Origin of the sequence: Enterococcus sp. DIV1337a (assembly GCF_051712285.1) — a bacterium.
Taxonomy (GTDB): domain Bacteria; phylum Bacillota; class Bacilli; order Lactobacillales; family Enterococcaceae; genus Enterococcus; species Enterococcus faecalis.
The window spans coordinates 42,303-62,866 of the sequence record NZ_JBIOOP010000002.1 but is presented as its reverse complement, the minus strand read 5'-3'; the positions used below and the strand labels follow the sequence as shown (position 1 = coordinate 62,866).

Annotated in this window: 22 protein-coding genes and 1 pseudogene; 14 read left to right on the top strand and 9 right to left on the bottom strand. The window is 35.5% G+C overall.

What is annotated here, in order from left to right; translation table 11 throughout:
• Nucleotides 1-127 precede the first annotated feature (127 nt).
• The 5 genes and pseudogenes from IGL49_RS12535 to IGL49_RS12515 form a co-directional block, all read right to left on the bottom strand.
• Complete coding sequence (locus tag IGL49_RS12535; protein ID WP_002292161.1) at nt 128-361, bottom strand: heavy-metal-associated domain-containing protein; 234 nt, start codon at nt 359-361, stop codon at nt 128-130.
• Between the two features lie 146 nt (nt 362-507).
• A pseudogene (locus tag IGL49_RS12530) lies at nt 508-846 on the bottom strand (prolipoprotein diacylglyceryl transferase family protein); the annotation flags it as partial.
• The gene (locus IGL49_RS12525; RefSeq protein ID WP_002333366.1) at nt 825-1,529 is read right to left on the bottom strand and encodes a Crp/Fnr family transcriptional regulator; all 705 of its coding nucleotides are present in this window, start codon (nt 1,527-1,529) and stop codon (nt 825-827) included. The gene IGL49_RS12525 and the pseudogene IGL49_RS12530, both read right to left, overlap by 22 nt.
• Before the next feature lie 144 nt (nt 1,530-1,673).
• Nucleotides 1,674-2,246 (bottom strand): Dps family protein, encoded by a 573-nt coding sequence (locus tag IGL49_RS12520; RefSeq protein WP_002292150.1) that lies wholly within the window; start codon nt 2,244-2,246, stop codon nt 1,674-1,676.
• A gap of 254 nt (nt 2,247-2,500) precedes the next feature.
• On the bottom strand, nt 2,501-3,103 hold the full coding sequence (locus IGL49_RS12515) for a hypothetical protein (RefSeq protein WP_181035879.1): 603 nt from the start codon (nt 3,101-3,103) through the stop codon (nt 2,501-2,503).
• On the opposite strand from IGL49_RS12515, the gene IGL49_RS12510 reads away from it, so the two are divergent.
• From IGL49_RS12510 to IGL49_RS12495, 4 genes are all read left to right on the top strand, one after another.
• Nucleotides 2,985-3,251, top strand: coding sequence for a hypothetical protein (locus IGL49_RS12510; RefSeq protein WP_373419322.1), 267 nt, complete (start codon nt 2,985-2,987; stop codon nt 3,249-3,251). The genes IGL49_RS12515 and IGL49_RS12510 overlap by 119 nt on opposite strands.
• Nucleotides 3,252-3,380: 129 nt before the next feature.
• Nucleotides 3,381-4,061, top strand: a complete 681-nt coding sequence (locus IGL49_RS12505) for an IS6-like element IS1216 family transposase (RefSeq protein WP_013646119.1) — start codon at nt 3,381-3,383, stop codon at nt 4,059-4,061.
• A gap of 545 nt (nt 4,062-4,606) precedes the next feature.
• Nucleotides 4,607-5,737 (top strand): IS30 family transposase, encoded by a 1,131-nt coding sequence (locus IGL49_RS12500; RefSeq protein WP_240185546.1) that lies wholly within the window; start codon nt 4,607-4,609, stop codon nt 5,735-5,737.
• Between the two features lie 93 nt (nt 5,738-5,830).
• Nucleotides 5,831-6,154 carry a DMT family transporter gene (locus IGL49_RS12495; RefSeq protein WP_113837408.1) on the top strand — a complete coding sequence of 108 codons (324 nt, stop codon included), beginning with the start codon at nt 5,831-5,833 and terminating at the stop codon, nt 6,152-6,154.
• 491 nt (nt 6,155-6,645) lie between these two features.
• Here IGL49_RS12495 and IGL49_RS12490 read toward each other — a convergent pair whose 3' ends face one another.
• Nucleotides 6,646-6,930 (bottom strand): hypothetical protein, encoded by a 285-nt coding sequence (locus IGL49_RS12490; RefSeq protein ID WP_113837407.1) that lies wholly within the window; start codon nt 6,928-6,930, stop codon nt 6,646-6,648.
• 706 nt (nt 6,931-7,636) lie between these two features.
• Here IGL49_RS12490 and IGL49_RS12485 point away from each other — a divergent pair.
• The 9 genes from IGL49_RS12485 (at nt 7,637) to IGL49_RS12445 (ending at nt 15,820) form a co-directional block, all read left to right on the top strand.
• Nucleotides 7,637-8,386 (top strand): ParA family protein, encoded by a 750-nt coding sequence (locus IGL49_RS12485; protein ID WP_258528739.1) that lies wholly within the window; start codon nt 7,637-7,639, stop codon nt 8,384-8,386.
• 26 nt (nt 8,387-8,412) lie between these two features.
• Complete coding sequence (locus IGL49_RS12480) at nt 8,413-8,673, top strand: transposase (protein ID WP_003610944.1); 261 nt, start codon at nt 8,413-8,415, stop codon at nt 8,671-8,673.
• 20 nt (nt 8,674-8,693) lie between these two features.
• Nucleotides 8,694-9,515 carry an IS3 family transposase gene (locus IGL49_RS12475; RefSeq protein WP_267490115.1) on the top strand — a complete coding sequence of 274 codons (822 nt, stop codon included), beginning with the start codon at nt 8,694-8,696 and terminating at the stop codon, nt 9,513-9,515.
• A gap of 469 nt (nt 9,516-9,984) precedes the next feature.
• Nucleotides 9,985-10,251, top strand: coding sequence for a hypothetical protein (locus tag IGL49_RS12470; RefSeq protein ID WP_141409983.1), 267 nt, complete (start codon nt 9,985-9,987; stop codon nt 10,249-10,251).
• A 267-nt stretch (nt 10,252-10,518) separates the two neighbouring features.
• Complete coding sequence (locus tag IGL49_RS12465) at nt 10,519-11,199, top strand: IS6-like element IS1216 family transposase (RefSeq protein ID WP_013646119.1); 681 nt, start codon at nt 10,519-10,521, stop codon at nt 11,197-11,199.
• Between the two features lie 63 nt (nt 11,200-11,262).
• A complete protein-coding gene (locus IGL49_RS12460; protein ID WP_113837406.1) occupies nt 11,263-11,511 on the top strand; it encodes a DUF3892 domain-containing protein in 249 nt (82 codons plus the stop codon).
• Between the two features lie 142 nt (nt 11,512-11,653).
• On the top strand, nt 11,654-12,613 hold the full coding sequence (locus IGL49_RS12455) for an IS30-like element IS6770 family transposase (protein ID WP_002362389.1): 960 nt from the start codon (nt 11,654-11,656) through the stop codon (nt 12,611-12,613).
• 436 nt (nt 12,614-13,049) lie between these two features.
• On the top strand, nt 13,050-14,228 hold the full coding sequence (locus IGL49_RS12450) for an IS256-like element ISEfm2 family transposase (RefSeq protein WP_113837405.1): 1,179 nt from the start codon (nt 13,050-13,052) through the stop codon (nt 14,226-14,228).
• A gap of 161 nt (nt 14,229-14,389) precedes the next feature.
• The gene (locus IGL49_RS12445; protein WP_002362390.1) at nt 14,390-15,820 is read left to right on the top strand and encodes a hypothetical protein; all 1,431 of its coding nucleotides are present in this window, start codon (nt 14,390-14,392) and stop codon (nt 15,818-15,820) included.
• Here IGL49_RS12445 and IGL49_RS12440 read toward each other — a convergent pair.
• On the bottom strand, nt 15,817-16,377 hold the full coding sequence (locus IGL49_RS12440; protein ID WP_240185545.1) for a recombinase family protein: 561 nt from the start codon (nt 16,375-16,377) through the stop codon (nt 15,817-15,819). The genes IGL49_RS12445 and IGL49_RS12440 overlap by 4 nt on opposite strands.
• Nucleotides 16,378-16,429: 52 nt before the next feature.
• Nucleotides 16,430-17,556, bottom strand: a protein-coding gene (locus IGL49_RS12435; RefSeq protein WP_104854808.1) for an IS3 family transposase whose coding sequence is annotated in 2 segments (ribosomal slippage) — nt 16,430-17,328 and nt 17,328-17,556 — 1,128 coding nt in all. Because the reading frame shifts where the segments join, the coding sequence is not laid out codon by codon here.
• A gap of 124 nt (nt 17,557-17,680) precedes the next feature.
• Here IGL49_RS12435 and IGL49_RS12430 point away from each other — a divergent pair.
• A complete protein-coding gene (locus IGL49_RS12430; protein WP_002293199.1) occupies nt 17,681-17,872 on the top strand; it encodes a hypothetical protein in 192 nt (63 codons plus the stop codon).
• A gap of 381 nt (nt 17,873-18,253) precedes the next feature.
• Here IGL49_RS12430 and clpL read toward each other — a convergent pair whose 3' ends face one another.
• The gene (gene clpL, locus IGL49_RS12425; protein WP_002362396.1) at nt 18,254-20,368 is read right to left on the bottom strand and encodes an ATP-dependent protease ClpL; all 2,115 of its coding nucleotides are present in this window, start codon (nt 20,366-20,368) and stop codon (nt 18,254-18,256) included.
• Nucleotides 20,369-20,564 lie beyond the last annotated feature (196 nt).

Here is a 20,564-nt window from a genome sequence, read left to right as displayed (position 1 = left end):
ATTGACTGACATCAAGTTTAGAAAGTTCTCTTTTATCGTTTCTAAGCACCTCGAATCGGATTGCAACAAAAAAAGCAATCCTGGAAAAATAGCTTTTCTTCCAGAATTGCCTAGTTCATTTAATCTGTTAAGCGGCCTTGACTTTTGCTTTAAGGACCGGATAGCCTACGTTTTCGATAGCTTTTTGAATCTCTTCAATCGAAGTGACAGCTGAATCAAAATTGGCTTTGACTTTGCTGGAGTTGAATAATACTTTAATGCTGTCTTTATCAACACCGTTAACTGATTTTACGGCACCTTCAATTTTTTGCATACAACTTGGACAAGACAACGTTTCTAATTGCAATATAGCTTTTTCCATAATTCCTATCTCCTTTATGTGTTTTTATTTTATCGGCAGCAGATTAATGAACACTGCCTTTTCCTCTTTACAACTGTAGTATAGCTCCCTTTTAGCAAACGAAAATTGACGCATATCAAGTTTTGCACTTCTTTTTATCTTTTTGCTCAATTCACCATCTTAATAGTCTTTTTCTGCCCCTTATTGCCATCAGAATAATAAGAAATTGGTGGATAATCTTGTCTGCGTATAAACCATACTACAATCGCGCCAATAAACAGGGCCAGAGACAAGGCTTGCGAAACGCGGATCCACTCGCCAATCCATAAACTGTCCGTTCGCATACCTTCAATGAAGAACCGACCCACTGAGTACCACAAAACGTAACTCAAAGCGACTTCTCCTTGACGCAAAAGCACTGAGTTCTGTCCCGTTGTTAATAAAGAGCGACAGAACACCAACGTGTAGAAAAAAGTGTGTCCGATTATTCGCTGTAAAGCAATAAATCATCTAAATCCTGAATCTTGATTCTTTTCCCAGACAGCTGTTGAATCAATCCCTCGTCCTCCAATTCTCCAAATTTGCGACTGATGGTCTCAGGTGTCGTTCCTAAATAGGAAGCAATGTCCTTTTTTGCCATCGGCAGGGTGATGGTGGGAGAGTTGCCCATTTCAGGTTCCACATTTTCTGCCAAAAACAAAACTAAACGGGTAATGACACTCTCCACGGCTACTTGTGCGGTTTGACGTTCGGAGCTTTCTAACCGCTGCGACATCTCTCCTAGCAGCTTTAACGAAATTGCAGGATACTCTTTTAGAAACTCTTGTACATCATGTTGTTGAATCATGCAGATAGACGTGTCTTGAGTAGCTTCTGCGTATTCCTCGTGCACAGCATCAGGATTGAACAACGTCCATTCTCCCGTAAAGTCACCCGGATTCAAAATACGAACTAGTTGCTCTTTGCCAGAATCAGACAAGCGATAGATTCGGACTTTTCCGCGATTCACAATATACAAGGCATCATCTTTTTCTTGCGAGCGAAACAGAAACTCCCCTTTTTGATACTGTTTCGTGTGGGCTTTTTCAGCAATGTAATTCATCGCGCTATCCTCTAAGTGATTGAATATTGGAACCAAGCGGATACAGGCTGCGTGGTCGCCAATTTCATGATGGGTATGTTTAGTCAATTCATTCTCCCCCTTTATTTATTTTGTTTATATTCGCTGCTTTTATTATATAAGTCTCTTACTACAAAAAAATTGATGCACATCAAGAAAATGGAAAAAGGACTGGAAAGAATTCCAATCCCTAAATCAGCTTCTACTTTTACCTTAATCTTCATCCTCATCAAGAGCGTCATCATCTTCTAATGCTTCTTTACCAATGAACGCTTGCAGCATCCAAATGTTCTTGTCTAAGTCATTTTTAAAAGCAATCAATGTATCTTCTAAAGCATCGTCACCCTCGTCTTGAGCTAAACGAATCGCGCGAATAGTTAGGTCACGAGTGCTTCTGAAGTCCTCGATAATATTTTCAACCATGTCTTCTGCTTTAGCGTATTTATTAACTGCATCTTCCGAAAGCATCGAATATTTTTCAAATTCAACCGTTGTCGAAGCAGGTTTATGCCCAGAAGTAATTAGACGCTCCGCAAGTTTGTCGAACCATTTTTCATTTTCGTTATACAACTCTTCAAATTTTTCATGCAACGTAAAGAAATTGGCTCCTTTTACATACCAGTGATATTGGTGCAGTTTCACATGTAATGTATGCATGTTGCCTAAAAGATGATCCGCAATGGCCGCTGCATTAATTTTCGTATGATGAACATGTTCCTTGTGTTCTTGTTCTTCTTGCAATCTTTCTTGGGGTGTTCTTTCTTGAGTAGCTTTATTTTCAGTCATGATTTATTCCTCCTATAATTTTGGTTTGTTTAAAATAGCTTTCTTTGATTCCTCCTTTTTCTTTACTGAATTTAGTATAGGATAGATTTCCGTTAAAAAAATTGACGCTCATCAAGAAAAGTATTTCTTAATAGACGCCAGGCTTCTCTATTAAATTCAACTGAAATAATCAAAGGAATGAAGTCGTTCCCTCCAAACAAAAATTTCATTAAAGTAGGGCCTAAAAAAAGAATAGCAACTACACAACCTCTATACTATGCTTTTTCATTAAGTCGATCTTTATTTTTTTTTATATTTTGAAGATACGCTTCAAAATATTGTAGGCTAGAAAAATCAAAAACCCTATTTTCAGTTTCAGTACGTTTCTCTTTTTTCTTTTCATAAATAGGTATAAATGTATCAAAAATAAATTCTTTATATTTCCTAGAAATCAATGAATGGTTTTTTTGAATTTTGGTATACTCTGCAAAAGAAATCCCTGTCTCACGAATTAGATATTGTTGAATCTTTTTGGTTTCAACGATCAAAGATTTCGTATAATCTAGTCCGCTTCTTTGTCTGCCTGTTCCTTTTGTAATAAAACCATATTTATGAGTAAGATTTGTTCTGATTGGAACAAAAGCTGAATAATCGTTATTCAAAGAAATAGAAACATAATAAGGTCTATTATCCTTTTGAATGATATTTTTGTTATCAACTGCAATCGATATATTATTATCTTTTAATATTTTTGAGGTATTGATCACATATACAAATTTATCTGAACTCAAAGCGCTTTCCTCATTTCTCAAACTGTATAAAGAGACACCTTCTCTTAATTGCTTAAAAGAAGATGCCTTTCGTAAGTTTGATTTCATCTCGTCATATCATTATTTCATGTGGCTTAGACGTTTCGACCACTCAACGCGTCATATCATTATTTTATGTGGCTTAGACGTTTTAACCACTCATCTATCATCTTCTATTATAAACTATTTAATTAAATTGTCAACTTCTGTTACTTAGCTTTTGGCTCTATCCCTTTTGTTAAGTCTAAATAGGGAAAATCCACCTGTAAGGGGGTTCTGTTGCAAAGTTTTAAATCTACTATCAAATAAGGTAGAATAATAGAAAAAGATAGCAGGAGGAATGACGATGAATCATTTTAAAGGAAAGCAATTTCAGCAGGATGTGATTATTGTAGCCGTGGGCTACTATCTTCGTTATAACCTTAGCTATCGTGAAGTTCAAGAAATCTTATATGATCGTGGCATTAACGTTTCTCATACGACGATTTATCGTTGGGTGCAAGAATATGGTAAACTACTCTATCAAATTTGGAAAAAGAAAAATAAAAAATCCTTTTATTCATGGAAAATGGATGAAACGTACATCAAAATTAAAGGAAAATGGCATTATTTGTATCGAGCCATCGATGCAGATGGTTTAACCTTGGATATTTGGTTACGTAAAAAACGGGACACACAAGCAGCGTATGCTTTTCTTAAGCGGTTAGTGAAGCAGTTTGATGAACCGAAGGTTGTGGTCACAGATAAAGCCCCCTCTATTACAAGTGCCTTTAAGAAACTAAAAGAATACGGCTTTTATCAAGGGACAGAACATCGTACCATTAAATACCTGAATAATTTGATTGAACAAGACCATCGTCCAGTAAAGAGACGCAATAAATTCTATCGAAGTTTACGCACTGCCTCACCCACGATTAAAGGCATGGAAGCCATCCGAGGGTTATATAAGAAAACCCGAAAAGAAGGCACTCTCTTCGGGTTTTCGGTCTGTACTGAAATCAAGGTATTATTGGGAATCCCAGCTTAAATCATAGATACCGTAAGGGATTTTATTCTTTATTTAAAACTTTGCAACAGAACCCCCACTAGAATACTTAATTCAACTAAAATTGGAGCAGGCGACAAATTACAGCCGTTCAGCGACAAGGCTGGGACATATATTTATTTGGTTTCTTAGTATTTTTGGATTAATGATTGCTACACTACCACTGTACATCTTTAACGAACCCTATGAAAATCATACGACTATGCTAATGCTTATCGCCTATTATCTAATGCTTGCACCTATCAGTTTTTGGTTTCAACCTAGAGCTGATCGTCTCTATTTAAGCCAATACTTGCAAGAATAGCGAACAGGATAATCAAAGATAAAAGGACTAAGTAGAAAGACTACTTAGTCCTTTTTTTCTTCATTAACTTGGAAAATAAAAAAACTTGTCGGGCGGACAAGTTGATTAATCTAACTTCTTAAATTAACTATGTTTATTATTATATCAAGAATACAGATAAATACAAATTTAAAGTTAGTAAATTTTTTATTTTCCTTTTCACACAAGAAAGGGAGTGCCTATTATGACACAATTTAATTTTATTCAATCAGAAAATGCTTATGGAACTAAGTTTTTTCAACTACCACAGGTATTATTATATGGCGAAAAATATAAAGAACTAAGTGACAGTGCCAAATTAGGTTATGTAGTTTTGCGTGATCGTTTGGAATACTCATTGCAAAATAATTGGATAGATGATGAAAATAGAGTGTACTTTATTTTTACCAATCATGAATTACAAAATTTATTTGGTTGGAGTGACCGAAAAATATCAAAAGTAAAAAAAGAGTTGGAAGAAGCAGGACTATTATTCCAAATTAATCAAGGATTTGATCCCAAGAAAAAGAAAAATCTACCCAATCGACTTTACCTTGCTGATTTAGAAGTTACAGCAAAAGACGTGTATATTAAACAAGATTTCGCTAATAAAGCGGCTGAAACCCTTGATATGAGCGGTACCGACAAAATGCAGGACAATCTATATAAGACTAACTTAGATACTAATAAAGATACAAGCATGCTTGATTTTTCATCAACTAATTTCTCTCAAAATGTTCTACAAAAACAAAATCAAGACATTGTAGCTAATGCAAGCGAATTTCTAGTATCAAACGGAAATTCAGGTAAAATTCCTTTAGAAGCTGAAACCATAAAGTTAATCAGTTTATGGTCTGCAAATGATCCTGCTCTTATACTAAAAAGATGGACTATTTTTCTACCAGAAGTCAAGTGTTTCAATGCATTTAGGTTGTTTTATGAGCGTTATGGCAAAGCTGTGCGTACTATAACAGCCGACAATGGTTCTGAATTTATCTCATGGGACTTTTTAGAATATGTTCAAAAAGAGCTTAAAATTAAGCTATACTATGCCACACCGTCATCACCACAACAACGTGGTTCAAATGAAAACAGAAACCGTAAGCTACGTGATTGGTACCCTAAAGGCACGTCATTTAAAGATGTGAAACAACGACAATTAGATGAAGTAGCTTCAAAAATGAATGCTATGCCATTGAGACAGGCACTTGACGGTAAACGACCTATGGTAGTCTTTGAGCAGGAATATAAAGCCATGCAACGTTACCGTAGAGCTTATGAAAAGCGTAAACAACGTATGCTTGAAGTTAAAAAACAAGAATTCGAGAATAATTAAAAACGACATTGCAATTAAGCGGAGTAAATGGTATAATAAAAAATATACCAATAGCTGGGTTGTGGCTAGCTAAAAAAAGGTAGGTGTAATTTAATGGGATATATATTTTTGGGGCTCGCGGTTCTAGGTGAACTCTTGGGAACGAATTTGTTAAAAGCTTCAAACGGATTCAGTTCGCTTTGGGAAACTGTGGGGTCTTTAGTTTCATACGGTGCAAGTTTTTATTTTTTAGCATTAGCTATGAAAACTATAAACTTGAATGTTGCTTACGCTTTATGGGCTGGCTTAGGAATTGTATTGACAACTGTTTTGGCAGTAGTCGTTTGGAAAGAATCTATTAATCTGAGCAGCGTCTTAGGAATTGTATTAATTTTGTCAGGAGTTGTCGTTTTAAACTTGTATGGTCCTGGTCATTAAACCAAAATAAAAAACGACTAGCTGTATAAATATTATAATAAACAAAAGGCACCTGGTGTGTCTTTTTATTATGCTTAGAATATAAATATTTGAAAACGGGTTAATTAATTGAAATATTTGATATAATAGTGAGTAATTTGATTGCTAAAAGCCTTTGCGTAGACGTTCCAAAAACGTGTACGTCCGATTTACTTTTAAACCAAATCATGATATTCTAAAAAAAGTTGTGCTCTGATTAAAAAATAATCTTCGTTAATTTTACATACATGTAACCAGTAGTTTACTAAAATATTAAACATGTGGTTTTCAACTTGACATCCGCCGACCAATGTTTGGTTTACTTAATGTCGCTTATGCCAAGTTAAAAGCGCCAAACCTTAATTTAATCGGGTTTGGCGCTTTTTCTGTGATCTGTTCTTGTGAATTTGGCTCAAATAAATTGGTCTAGTTCTCACAATCCCGGCAACAAGGCTTTTGTCATTTGTGAAGTTTTAGTCCGTGAGCGGTTTATGAGACGGCTGTTTGTGCTTTTTGCGGAGGCGTAAACGGACCACCAATTTGTGTTGGGCGACTTCCTCATCAGACAAGGTTAACTTTTCATCAATTGAAAACGAGGTCGTTTTGTAATTTTTGGCTAGGACAACTGCATAAACCGCCTGGTTAATCTGTTCACTTTGTTCCGGTGTTAGGGCAAACGTATAGGATTTCTCGCCATACAAAATCGTTTTATCAGGGGCTACGCGCGTAAAGCGACCCTTAATTGCATTGTACGTCATAACAGCACCTTTCTTGATTTTATTAGATAAATCTCATCAAAGGGGCGTTTATTACCTTTTTGCCCCATAATAGAAATGTCAACTTAATCTTACTCCCCCAAGCGTTGAGGAGGGGTTACCTGTCGGTTTATTTGCAATTTTACCCCCCCTATTAGTAATTTGGGGGGCTTAGTTATTTTTTTAATCGTCTTTAATTGTCAAAAATAACAGTCTAGCCATCATACTATCAGCGTCACTGTATTTTAAAGTGGGCCACCAGGCTTGCCCAGCGTACTGGCCCAAGCCTTTGAAACAGCAGAGCTGTTTCATGGCAGTTATTGTTTATAATTATACACTGTCTCGCCCTGAAAGGAAACTTGCTTCAAAAAAAGACAAACAAAAAGAGCTGGTGTTCCTACGCACTAGCCCTTTTTACTAGAGAGGTTAGTCTCCATGTACTTTTTCCTATTAACATTATAACATCATATTATTGGTATTTCAAAACATGCTATACTTAAAAAGCTGTTGTTTCCTACTATACTGCAACGGCAAGGAGGTTTAGACTCCATGATTTACTTTTTTCAAGAACTCACACAATTGTTTAACGCAATCTGTGTTGCTGTTGTGACGTTCGCAATTAAACGTTATTTTGATGATCTTAATGATCGTTAAAATAATGTGGGCACCTTAAGAGTGCCTTTTTGTTTGCTTTTATTGTATAACATCTATTAATTGCGATAGTCCACTACAATTTTTTTGTTATTATACACTTACGTTTACAGCTATCAAAGGCGGTGTGGGAAAGACAACTATGACGCTTAATTATAGCGATTGGCTAGTTAGGCAAGGAAACAAAGTTCTATTAATTGACTTAGATCATCAATGTAATTTAACAACGATATTTGAACCAACAAGAAGAAACAACACAATTGCAGAAGCCTTTAAAGATGAAGAGGACGCTCAAAAAGTTCAAATAGATCATATTAAAGAGAATTTGGATCTAATAGCTGGATATTTTGATTTAGATGAAATCGGAAGTAAATTAGAAAACAACAGCAACAAAGAAATGATGTTGTACATGTGGCTTAAAAATAACTATGATATTCTCAACATTGCTAGCTATGATTATATATTGATCGATACGCACCCTGATTTTGGAACTATTACTAAAAATGCTATTGCATTAAGTAATTATTTGATTAGTCCTATCACACCAAGTGAACATGGTTATTCAGCTAAATTTGACTTAGAAACACGTTTAGAGAAGTTTAGAAAAGCATTGTTTGACTATAAGACTGGTGAGACTTACGTAGACGCAAAATTATTCTTTGTAGCTAACATGGTCAAGCACAACACTAGCACCTCTCGTGAACTACTGGATCACATTAAAGATGATAAGACGGTATTGACTATTGTTCCTGAAAGAGAAATATGCTCTTATGCTAGATTTACGGACAGATTTTTCTCTGCCCTGTAAACTAATAGCAGAGGAGCATTTTTTATATGATTCGATATTCACCAGAATTTAAGCAATCTCTTGTCGAGATGCACAACCAAGGGCGTTCTTACACTGAACTAGCCGCTGAATACGGGCCTTCGGCCGATTCAATCCGTAACTGGGTCAAATTGTACACAGTCCACGAAGTGGACGGCGAAAAATGGACGCAAGCTGATGTAAACGCATTACAAAAGGAAAACGCCAAACTTCGCGAAGAACTTGAGATTTTAAAACGAGCCGCGGTGTTGCTTTCGAAGTACAATTAACGCAAAATCGCGAGTTAGGACTGGAAATCATTGACCGGTCACTCGCAATGGGACACCGCATAACAAGCGTTTTATCGGCTTTGAACATTGCTCGAAGCACGTATTATCAATGGAAAAACTGGCAACCTAGCCAACGAGAAACACGGCGTAATGCTCTGAAAACGGCAATTAAAGCCGTTTATAACACCAATCGTGGCATCTATGGCTACCGTCGTATCGCAGCGTTCTTGCGCTTCATTTTGAAGACTGATGTTGGCGATCGTTTGGTTTGGGAACTCATGAATGAGCTCAATCTCAAATCTCGCATGGTCAAGAAGTCATACAAGAAGCCAACAACAACCACTGACACACCTCAAAAGCCCAACCTCATGAAGAAGTTGGATAATTTGAGTGGCGTTCTGGCAACTGACATTACATACATCCAGTTGATGAATCGTGAGTGGGTTTATCTGGCAACCGTCTATGACCCAGAAAAGCGTCGCGTAGTCTCATACGGACTAAGTCCAGAAATGACCAAGGAATTCGCAACATCCGTCGTAGTTAAGGCTCTAAGAGCCAACGGTAAGCCAAAGATGATTCACAGCGACATGGGAAGCCAATACACTTCTAGCCTGTTCGAAGGAACATTACAAAACTCTGGAATAAATCACTCTTACTCCCGTAAGGGGCATCCTTACGATAACGCTCGTATCGAGAGCTTCCATTCGCTCATCAAGCGCGAAATGATTTATCACGAAGAGTACAGGACCATTGATGATGTCCGGGTGTCTGTCGAGTGGTATGTGAACTGGTACAACAACAGTCGCATCAACTCACGCACTGATTGGCTTCGGGCCGCCTAGACCAATGTCTGGTTTACTTAATCTCGGTTATCGGCACTAGCCGGTACGACGCCGTTTATAAGCCGTCACTTGTGAATTTCAAAAATTCGCCTTGTGAAGGCTTATTTGTTGCACGATACAACTTGTGAAATTCGGCTGGTTCACAATCTATACCACCTGTTTTCTCTCACCGGTAGGGCTCGGCCCTGTTCCACCTACAAAAACACCCAGAAATCACGCCGTTTTAAGCTGAAATCCGGGTTTTGAAAAATTTTCGGAGTGCGGTACCTCTCGGTGCCAAAAAAGCCTGTCCATAATCTTGACATCAGCGCCATATTCAATAAGGCTACAACTCAACATTTATCTGTTTTTGATTTTTCAGAGATAGACACTAAGATTGCACAATCGAATAAAAAAGCCATTGTTGAAATTAACAATAGTTTTAACGCAATTTATGACATTACTAAATAAAAAATAAAGGAGAATGATTATGAGTTTTGAAGCATTCAACAAAGATAAAGATAAAGCAGTAAAAAACAATTTAAAATCTACAATTAACCCAGAGACAAGCGAGGGAGAAAGTGTAAAAAAAGCCTTGCAAGCTATTATTAGTCCTAAAAACAAACCAGAAGAAAAAAAGCGATCAGTTACTTTTTCTATCACTGAAAGTCAATTGAAAAAAATGGATCAAGAAGCACGTAAGAATGGTTTTAAAAATAAGTCTGAAATGCTAGCTTCGTTCATTGACGCTTTATAAATAAATTATTTATTTATTTAATTAATTATTTAATTATTGAAAGGAGGAGAAAGTAGATTAATGGCAACTAAATTACTGGATTTTTGGTTGTATTTGTATCTAGGTTGTATCTATTTTGTACCTTTGGTTGTTATCATGCGCTCAAAAGACACAGACGGACGTTTCTTGCTACGCAAGATGTTATTCCCACTAGGGTTCTGTTGCAAAGTTTTAAATCTACTATCAAATAAGGTAGAATAATAGAAAAAGATAGCAGGAGGAATGACGATGAATCATTTTAAAGGAAAGCAATTTCAGCAGGATGTGATTATTGTAGCCGTGGGCTACTATCTTCGTTATAACCTTAGCTATCGTGAAGTTCAAGAAATCTTATATGATCGTGGCATTAACGTTTCTCATACGACGATTTATCGTTGGGTGCAAGAATATGGTAAACTACTCTATCAAATTTGGAAAAAGAAAAATAAAAAATCCTTTTATTCATGGAAAATGGATGAAACGTACATCAAAATTAAAGGAAAATGGCATTATTTGTATCGAGCCATCGATGCAGATGGTTTAACCTTGGATATTTGGTTACGTAAAAAACGGGACACACAAGCAGCGTATGCTTTTCTTAAGCGGTTAGTGAAGCAGTTTGATGAACCGAAGGTTGTGGTCACAGATAAAGCCCCCTCTATTACAAGTGCCTTTAAGAAACTAAAAGAATACGGCTTTTATCAAGGGACAGAACATCGTACCATTAAATACCTGAATAATTTGATTGAACAAGACCATCGTCCAGTAAAGAGACGCAATAAATTCTATCGAAGTTTACGCACTGCCTCACCCACGATTAAAGGCATGGAAGCCATCCGAGGGTTATATAAGAAAACCCGAAAAGAAGGCACTCTCTTCGGGTTTTCGGTCTGTACTGAAATCAAGGTATTATTGGGAATCCCAGCTTAAATCATAGATACCGTAAGGGATTTTATTCTTTATTTAAAACTTTGCAACAGAACCAAAATTAGGATGAATGATTCAAAAGGTTTTTCAAATGATGTTACAGAAATTAAAGATATTTATTTGACTGGTGTCAAACAACCCGCATATTACTCAAAAGAATCAATCTATGATTTTATAAAAGGCGGAAATACTGTTGATGTTAACATCTATCCATACCCTAAATTAATTCCTGCAATGAGAAATGGACAGCGATATGTTCGATCTGAACCGAATGATACACCAAATGATAATTTGCTAAAATTGCCTAGGGATTAATTTTCATGACTACGGTTAATCACGTATTCTTTTTTCATTTTAATAACGCGAATTGTAAAATTAAGTTAGAAAAATAAAAAGGCATTTATGGTACACTCAAATTGTATTTCCGACGAAAGAAAACAAAGGAGTGTAACCATAAATGACCTACAAACATCTTACCATAGACGAACTGACAATGATAGAATCATATTATCTTCAACATAATAAGCCGGTTGAAATCGCTAACCGAATGGGACGTGCTATACAAACTATTTATAGTGTAGTCAATAAGTTCAACCAAGGCAAGACTGCTCTTGATTATTGGCACCAGTATAAAGAAAATAAGAAAAAATGTGGGAGAAAAGTCATTCAATTACCTGCTCATGAAGTAGATTACATTAAAGAGAAAGTCACTCTTGGTTGGACGCCTGACGTCATTATCGGGCGAAAAGAAAGGCCTGTTTCATGCGGTATGAGAACACTTTATCGTTTATTTTCTAAAGGAATATTTGATATTGACACACTACCGATGAAAGGTAAAAGAAAACCCAATGGCCATCAGGAAAAACGGGGAAAACAACAGTATCAGCGCTCAATCCATGATCGACCTGATAATTATCCTGATTTCAATTCTGAGTTTGGTCACCTTGAAGGTGATACGATCGTTGGCATTCATCATAAAAGTGCCGTCATTACTTTAGTTGAAAGGTTATCTAAAGTCATTATCACGATTAAACCCAACGGCCGTAAGGCATTAGATATTGAAACTGCCCTTAATCAATGGTTTTCTCGCTTCCCTAAAAACTTCTTTAAATCTATTACGTTTGACTGTGGAAAAGAATTTTCTAACTGGAAAGCCATTAGTAACCAACATGATATTGATATATATTTTGCGGACCCTGGAACACCTTCTCAACGCCCATTAAACGAGAATTCTAACGGGATTCTGCGTCGTAATGGACTGCCGAAATCAATGGATTTTAGAGAAGTGAATCAGACATTTATTTCCAGTGTCAGCAATCAACGTAATCATATTCCAAGAAAATCATTGAATTACAGAACACCAATCGAAATATTTTTGAGCTATGTACAAGAAGCATTTTATTCTAGCTTAATTTGACAAATCATATGATATAATTACGTATTACAAGAATGAACAGAAAAAATTATTTAAGTATAAAGGAACAAAAAGATGGGACAATAGGCATTGGTACGATTTAGACCAAGAAAAGAAAACAAGCATACTGAAGTTGATGAAAAGACTTAATATCGACAAATCTCTATATTTTTCTATATATGGAATTGGATCAATGGATGTTCATGGAACTGGCACTATTAATCATATTGCATCAAATATTGGAATAGAATCAGCGTTACAAATACATGTATTGGAAAAACTATCATTTGTGATAACTTTAGATACTTTGAAAGTAATAAAAGAATTCTATAGATGTAACATCGAGAGAGTGTAAAATATTTTGTGTAAATAGAAAAAAGGAAGTCCCTTCTGTAGAATAGAGTTACCACAACACATTCACAGAAAAGAGGACTTCCATATGAACGATTTTACTACAGAAATTCTAAAGACTCTAGCGAACAAAGGCGATTTGAATGAATTATTCCGTGTCCATTTGGAAAAAGCTGTCAATACGCTTCTCAAAACGGAGTTAACGGCTTTCCTCGATTACGAAAAGTACGATCGTATTGGTTTTAACACGGGTAATTCTCGTAACGGCTCCTATGACCGTACGGTCAAGACCGAGTACGGGGAACTTCATCTCCAGATTCCGCGCGACCGCAACGGCGAGTTCAAGCAACAGACTGTTCCTGCTTATAGACGGACGAATGATACCTTAGAGGAGACCGTCATTCACCTCTTCCGAAAAGGTATTACCATGTCGGAAATCGCAGACTTGATTGAGAAAATGTATGGGCATCACTACACGCTCCAAACCATGTCCAACATGACTAAAGTGCTGACTGAAGAAGTAAATGCATTTAAAGTTAGAACTCTAAATGATAAGTATGTCGCTATTTTCATGGATGCTACTTATATTCCTTTAAAACGGCAAACCGTCTCCAAAGAAGCAATCTATATTGCCATTGGTATACGAGAAGACGGCACTAAAGAAGTACTAAGTTATGCGATTGCTCCGACTGAATCGACCTACGTTTGGAATGAGTTGTTACAGGACATTTACTCCAGAGGGGTTCATGATGTCTTACTGTTTATTACCGATGGCTTAAAAGGCATGAAAGATACGATTCACCAGATTTATCCTAAAGCTAAATACCAACATTGCTGTGTTCACGTTTCCCGTAATATTGCTCATAAAGTACGTGTCAAAGATCGAAAAGAAATCTGTGATGATTTTAAGGCTGTTTATCAAGCTAGCTCAAAGGAAGAGGCAAATACCTTTTTAGGGAGTATGATTGAGAAGTGGCAGAAAACTTATCCTAAAGTGACGCAGTCACTGATAAAAAATCAAGATTTATTGACTTTTTATGAGTTTCCGCCTGGTATCCGCCGAAGCATTTACTCAACTAATTTAATCGAATCTTTCAATAAACAAATCAAGAAATACAGCCGCAGAAAAGATCAGTTTCAAAATGAAGAATCACTAGAGTGTTTCCTAGTATCCATCTTTGATACATACAATCAAAAATTCTTAAATAGAAGCCATAAAGGCTTCCAACAAGTGACGGATACATTAGCTTCAATGTTTACTGAGTAACCCATTATTTTGCAGAAGGACGAGTTATTTACACAAAATTATTGACGCTCCCAACATCGACGATTTGGATGATAATATTATATTAATGGAGGAAGCTTTTAAAAAGATAATTGAGTAATTATATTTACATTTTACAAATTTTATATAGGAGGAAAATAATTATGGATTCGGGATTTTTATGGAATATAACAAGTACAGTGTTGGCATTATTTATACCAATTGCTACATTTTTATTTGAAAATGAGAATGCTGTTGATTGGGATAAAATGGTAGTATTTGATCAAGTTATAAAAATAAAAAAACTGTCTTTTGGACTAATATTGTTAACATTGCCTTTACTTTTCTATCAAACAAATTCAGCAAGTAATGAGTTTTATAGAAAACTTAACTGTATAGTACTTCTTTTATATGTAATCGGCATAAGCTTATCTATTCTATCGTTAGTTAGGTGCTATTTTTGGATTATTAACAAGCGTACTTATTCAAAAAACAATTCTAGTGAAACCGTTAAATATAGAACAGAATGTAGGAAAAGATATATTAGTAACTTATCCAAGAATGAAGCTGTTCAGAAAGAAATATGGTCTCTCATATGGAATTCAGTGGATCAACATGGAGAGATAGAAGAAATCGATCTGATGGATATGTATATAGATCAATGTGAAGAAAATAAAGACTATGAAAAAAAATTAAAATTTATGTCTATCTTTTTCACTAGTATAGACATGAATAAATTTGATGAAATAAATACGTACAATACTATCGATTATGATGTTTATGAGCGTTTATCCAAATTTATTTATTCCGAAATAAAATGTGTGTATCTTGAAGGAAAGAATATAGATATAAAAAAAGTAAATGATTTTTTCGATATCTATACAAAAAACTCTATTTTTAATTGGAATTCTAGTAACAGATATAATCAATTCCTATCACAATTTTTAGAAGAATTATCTGGAGAAGAATATAGATTATTCCTAAATAATAATATTTTAAAATTAATATCTTATGCCAAGAAAGCTAATAGCCTATCTTTAGTAGATAACTTAGATAATCTTTTACCCGATAAACTTATTTATGATGAGAATGAAGATAATTCACAAAAACAAATAATTATATTTGAATTGTATTTAAAGTGGCTTAGCAGCCTGTCAGTGTCACCAGAAAGCAATGATGATGATAAATATTTTGCGAACAAACTGTTTCAATTTATATTTCCAGACTATTCTTCAATGCCATTTTTTACATTAATAAATTTTATGCTGTATGTTAAAGAACACTTAGGATATGATGATTTAGTAGAAATGATAAAGGCATATGATAAAGAACCTTATCCATTCAAAGGAATCAATACTGGTTCAGATATGGCTATGATTTCAGGCGAAACTGTAGAAGAAATTCTAGCTAATTACAAAGAACAAAATATAAAAACTCTGGAATTAATTAAAAAGAATATAAAATACTATGATCCTTTACTAGCGAATAAAGAAAATATTGATGAGTTATTAAATGCAATTGCTGATTCTGATGTTAGATCTCCTAGAATTGATGAGTTAAAAGAAGAAATTTTAATGTATAAAGAACTTTTTTAATTCATTTGATTACTGTTATACTCAATATCATTCTTAATTCTGTAAATAGTTTGTCTAGTAATATTGTAGTTTTTAGCAATTTTTGAAATAGCTATGCCCTCATTTAAATCCTTAACGATGTTTTCATAAACTAAACGTCGTTGAGGATTTTTTGTATCTGCACTATAGAGTTTTGGACGATCTTTATAGACGCCATTTGCTTTTGCAATTTTAATGCCTTGCGCCTGGCGTCGTTTAGATTCGGTACGCTCTTGCTCTGCAATCATGGCCAAAATTTGGATGATTAAATCTTTAATGAATTTATCCAAAAGAGGATTGCCAATTGCTTCAGCCATGATCGGTAGACTGGTGATGATCAGCTGCACGTTTTTCTTCTTTAGGTAATTGACTGAAGCAATGATTTCGTCGTAATTTCTTCCAAGTCGGTCGATTGCTTCGACAATAAAAATATCTTGGTCTCGGACAAACTCTAAAGCTTCCTGGAAAATCGGTCGATGAGTAATCGTTGCTCCAGATTGTTTCTCGATGAAAATTTTTTCTGCGCCGAACTTTTTCATTTCTTCAATTTGGATTTGAGTCAATATCTTGGACACATTTTAGTAGAGACGGTTAAGCCATTTTTTCTTTTGCTAATTCTTCAAATTCCTGTGGGGTTAGATAGTGAATCGAGCTATGGATTCGATTTCGGTTATAAAATCCTTCAATGTAGCTAAATAGCGCTCGATTTGCTTCTTCAAAATCTGAGTAGCTAGTCGTGTAGACTTCTTCTTTTTTCAATGAGGCATGGAAAGATTCGATTCCAGCATTATCATAAGGTGTTCCTTTTCTACTATAAGAATGCCTTATTTTGTTGGTTTTAAGCCATTGTTCCACTTCTCTTGCTGTGTATTGGCTGCCCAAGTCAGTGTCTAGAATCATTCCTTCTGGAATGTGATAATGTATTTTTGCTTTATTCAATGTTTGAATGACACAATCCACAGTCATTCGTTTTGAAAATGTATAACTAATAATTTTTTTCGTGTGTAAATCCATGATTGAAGATAAGTAACACCAACCATTTTTCTTAGTAGGAATGTACGTAATGTCAGCTGCCCATTTCTCACAGATCGTTTCAGTAGAAAAGTCCTGATTTAAGAGATTCTCTTTTAAAATGATCGGTTTATTAGACCTTTGAGGTCTATATTTTTTAACTACAATCGACCTTAAATTTAATTGTTTCATTAGCTTTTGGACATGTTTAAGAGATACTGAAATCCCTTCTTTTAATAAAACTTGATGGATCTTTGTGGCACCATAGCGTTGTTTATTCGTAAAAAAAATTGTTGAAATCTTCTTTTTCAACTTATTATTTCTGATTTCTGTAGCTGTCAACGGTTTATTCTTATAAAAATAATAGACACTTCTAGGGATTTCTAATAACCGACACAACAAAGAAACAGTGTAATCCTTACACCATTTTTCAATAAATTGAACAAGCGAATTTAGGTTTTCCGAGAGAATATGGCTGCGGCTTTTTTTAAGATTTCAAGTTCCTCATTTAAACGAGCATTTTCTTTTCTCAGTTCAGCTACTTCTTTTCCAGTCAGTCCTGTGGACTGATCAGGTAAATATAAATTCTTCCATTTGTAAATCGTTGCTTCAGATAAGCCATATTCTTTCGCTAACCCTCGAACAGAACGTCCAGTTTGATTCAGTTCAATAATCATTTGTTTAAAATTTTCTTCATATCGGGTCATAAAAATTCATCCTCTCGTAGATAAGTTTAATTTATTCTTGTCTCTACGAAAAGCTGTCTAAGATTTGATACTAACACCATTAAAAATGTGGGCACAATACCTAACAAACGTACTAAATATTTACATGGATGATCAACTTAATGAAAAACAGAATCGATTAAATAAATTAAATCAAATCGTAACAAATTGGCACAATTTATTGCCATCCAGTCATTTGGTAGAAGGTCTACACGGCGCTTTCCAACGTTTATCTGACAGAAACGGTGATCGTCCAAACAACATTCATATTCCACCTGTATACATTTTAAAGCCATAGGAAAAAGCCTAGTATCTATTGCTAGGCTCTTTTGTATACCTCTACACATTCATTTCCTTCTTCCAGCATTCATAAGACTCAACAGTTGCACTTTTTTTCATTCTCCTACAAATTCCACTAAACAACGACCACTTATAGTCATCCAAAATAGCAGTACCTACTCCCCCTAATCCTAAGAAAAACAGTAAAAGTAAATACAAAAATAGCATCATATTATATGTACGGAGGCATTTCATTTACACAAGATTCTTGACGCTACCCATATTACTCAATAGATTAATATCAAATGGTAAAAATCAACGAAAAAAGGAGATCTATCAAGCAATCTCCTTCCCAATAAATCTCCTCTTATATAAAGTTATTTATGAACACTGATTTAAGCTAAGCTGCCGATATCACAATCTCATCATCCACTAAATCAGCCTTCAAATTTTTGACATCTAAGTGGTCAAGGTAGAAATCCGTTACCTTATCACGAATTTGTTGTTCAATTACTCGCCGTAATGGCCGCGCACCCATTGCTTCATCATAGCCTTGTTCCATCAGCCAATCTTTAGCCGCTTTAGTTACCTCAAGTTTGATGGATTTTTTGGCTAAAGTTTTTTGTACATCCGCCAACATCAAATCGACAATTTGACTTAAGTCTTGCTTAGTCAGATGTGAAAATTCCACGATTCCATTAAAACGGTTCAGAAATTCTGGGCGGAAAAATGGTGCTAACTTATCCATTAATGACTGATCTCGTTGCTTGTCACCACTTAATGCTTCATTACCAAAGCCAGCATTAGAAGTAGCAATAATAATCGTATTTTTGAAATTAATGACATTGCCTTGTCCATCCGTTAAGCGCCCATCATCCATCACTTGTAACAGTAACGTTAATACTTGTGGATCAGCCTTTTCAATTTCATCTAATAATACAATGGAATATGGATTACGCCGAACCCGTTCAGTTAGAGTATTAGCATTATCTTCATAGCCTACGTATCCAGCCGAGGTACCAATTAATTTCGACACAGCTGTACGATCAGCATATTCACTCATATCTAGCCGAATAATCGCATTTTCATTTCCAAACATATCTAAGGCTAATTGCTTAGCTAATTCAGTCTTTCCTACGCCAGTTGGGCCCACAAACAGAAAACTTCCAATCGGCTGATCACCCTCTGAAAAGCCCGCACGGTTACGCCGAATTGCTTTTGCTACCATTTCAACCGCTTCATCTTGACCGATTACCTTACTTTTCAGACGCTTATCAAGATTTTTCAAGCGCTCAATATCATTAGCGCCCATATCAGAAACTGGTATACCAGTTAAACGTTCAACCGATTGTGCCACATCATCAATCGTGGCAGTGATTTTTTCTTTTTGATCCGTTTCTTTAATTTTTTGCTTGGTTTCCTCGATCGACTTCTTGATATCAGCGGCTTTTGTAAAGTCCTCCGCTTTAATGGCGGCCTCCTTAGCTGCCTCTAATTTTTTAAGGCGTTGATCCAATGTCTCAACATCAGTTTGCGAATTTTTAGCCGCTAAATGAGCCGCAGTCATGTCGATCAAATCGATAGCTTTATCTGGCAAAGTGCGTTGTGGTATATATTGGATTGAATAATCCACAGCCGCCTTCAAAACATCATCTGGTAATACAACATGATGATGTTTTTCGTACAGCTTTTTAACACCTTGTAATATACGTAAAGTGTCAGCGGCCGTCGGTTCATTAATCACAACATCATTGAATCGCCGTGCCAAAGCCGCATTTTTCAAAATAGTATTGCGATATTCATCTTGAGTCGTAGCCCCGATTACACTCAGCTCGCCACGTGACAAAGCAGGTTTAATGATATCAGCCAATCCTTTGCCACCATCTTCACCACCAGTGGCACCCGTGCCGAGAATCTGATGAATTTCATCGAAGAATAGAATAATATTACCAGCTGCTTTAACTTCCTCTACCAGCTGTTTAATATTTTCTTCAAAAGAACCGCGATATTGAGTTCCCGCTTCCAAAGACGATAAATCAATCGAATAGATTTCTTTATCTTGAATCGTTTCTGGAACTTTACCAGCCACAATTGCTTGTGCCAGACCTTCGACGACTGCAGTTTTACCTACACCGGCATCACCAACTAAGATTGCATTATTTTTCGTTCTACGACTCAAAATTTCTGCAGTATCTTGAATCTCTTTCTCACGTCCAATCACTGGATCTAGTAATCCATCACGAGCCTGTTCCGTCAAATTAGTCCCTAACTTTTCTAAAATCCCTCCTTTTTTAACAGCCTGTTCACCATCTTTAGATACTTCTATTGTTTTATTATTTTGGGGTAGCTTACCAGTTGCTCGGTATTGAGCAAACTCATCCGGTGTCAACGATTGTCCATTAACTAAATACCGTGCACGCTCCGAATTTTGATTATCCATACGCCGAAATAATTGATTGAAAACATCATCCATATCATTGTTGAAAAAAGGATCATTTCCGTAGAAATTTGCCATAATACAACACCTCCATAAAAATTTATATGTGTAACTTAGTGACCATAATATCCTTTAAAACTACAATTGAATTGTACCATAATTTTTATGTATTGCTAAGTAAAGTGCTTATAGAATCAATTAGAAATAATATGGTATAACAATGAGGAATATTGACAAATTTTGGTTTTTTATATACTATATTTTGTATAGTATA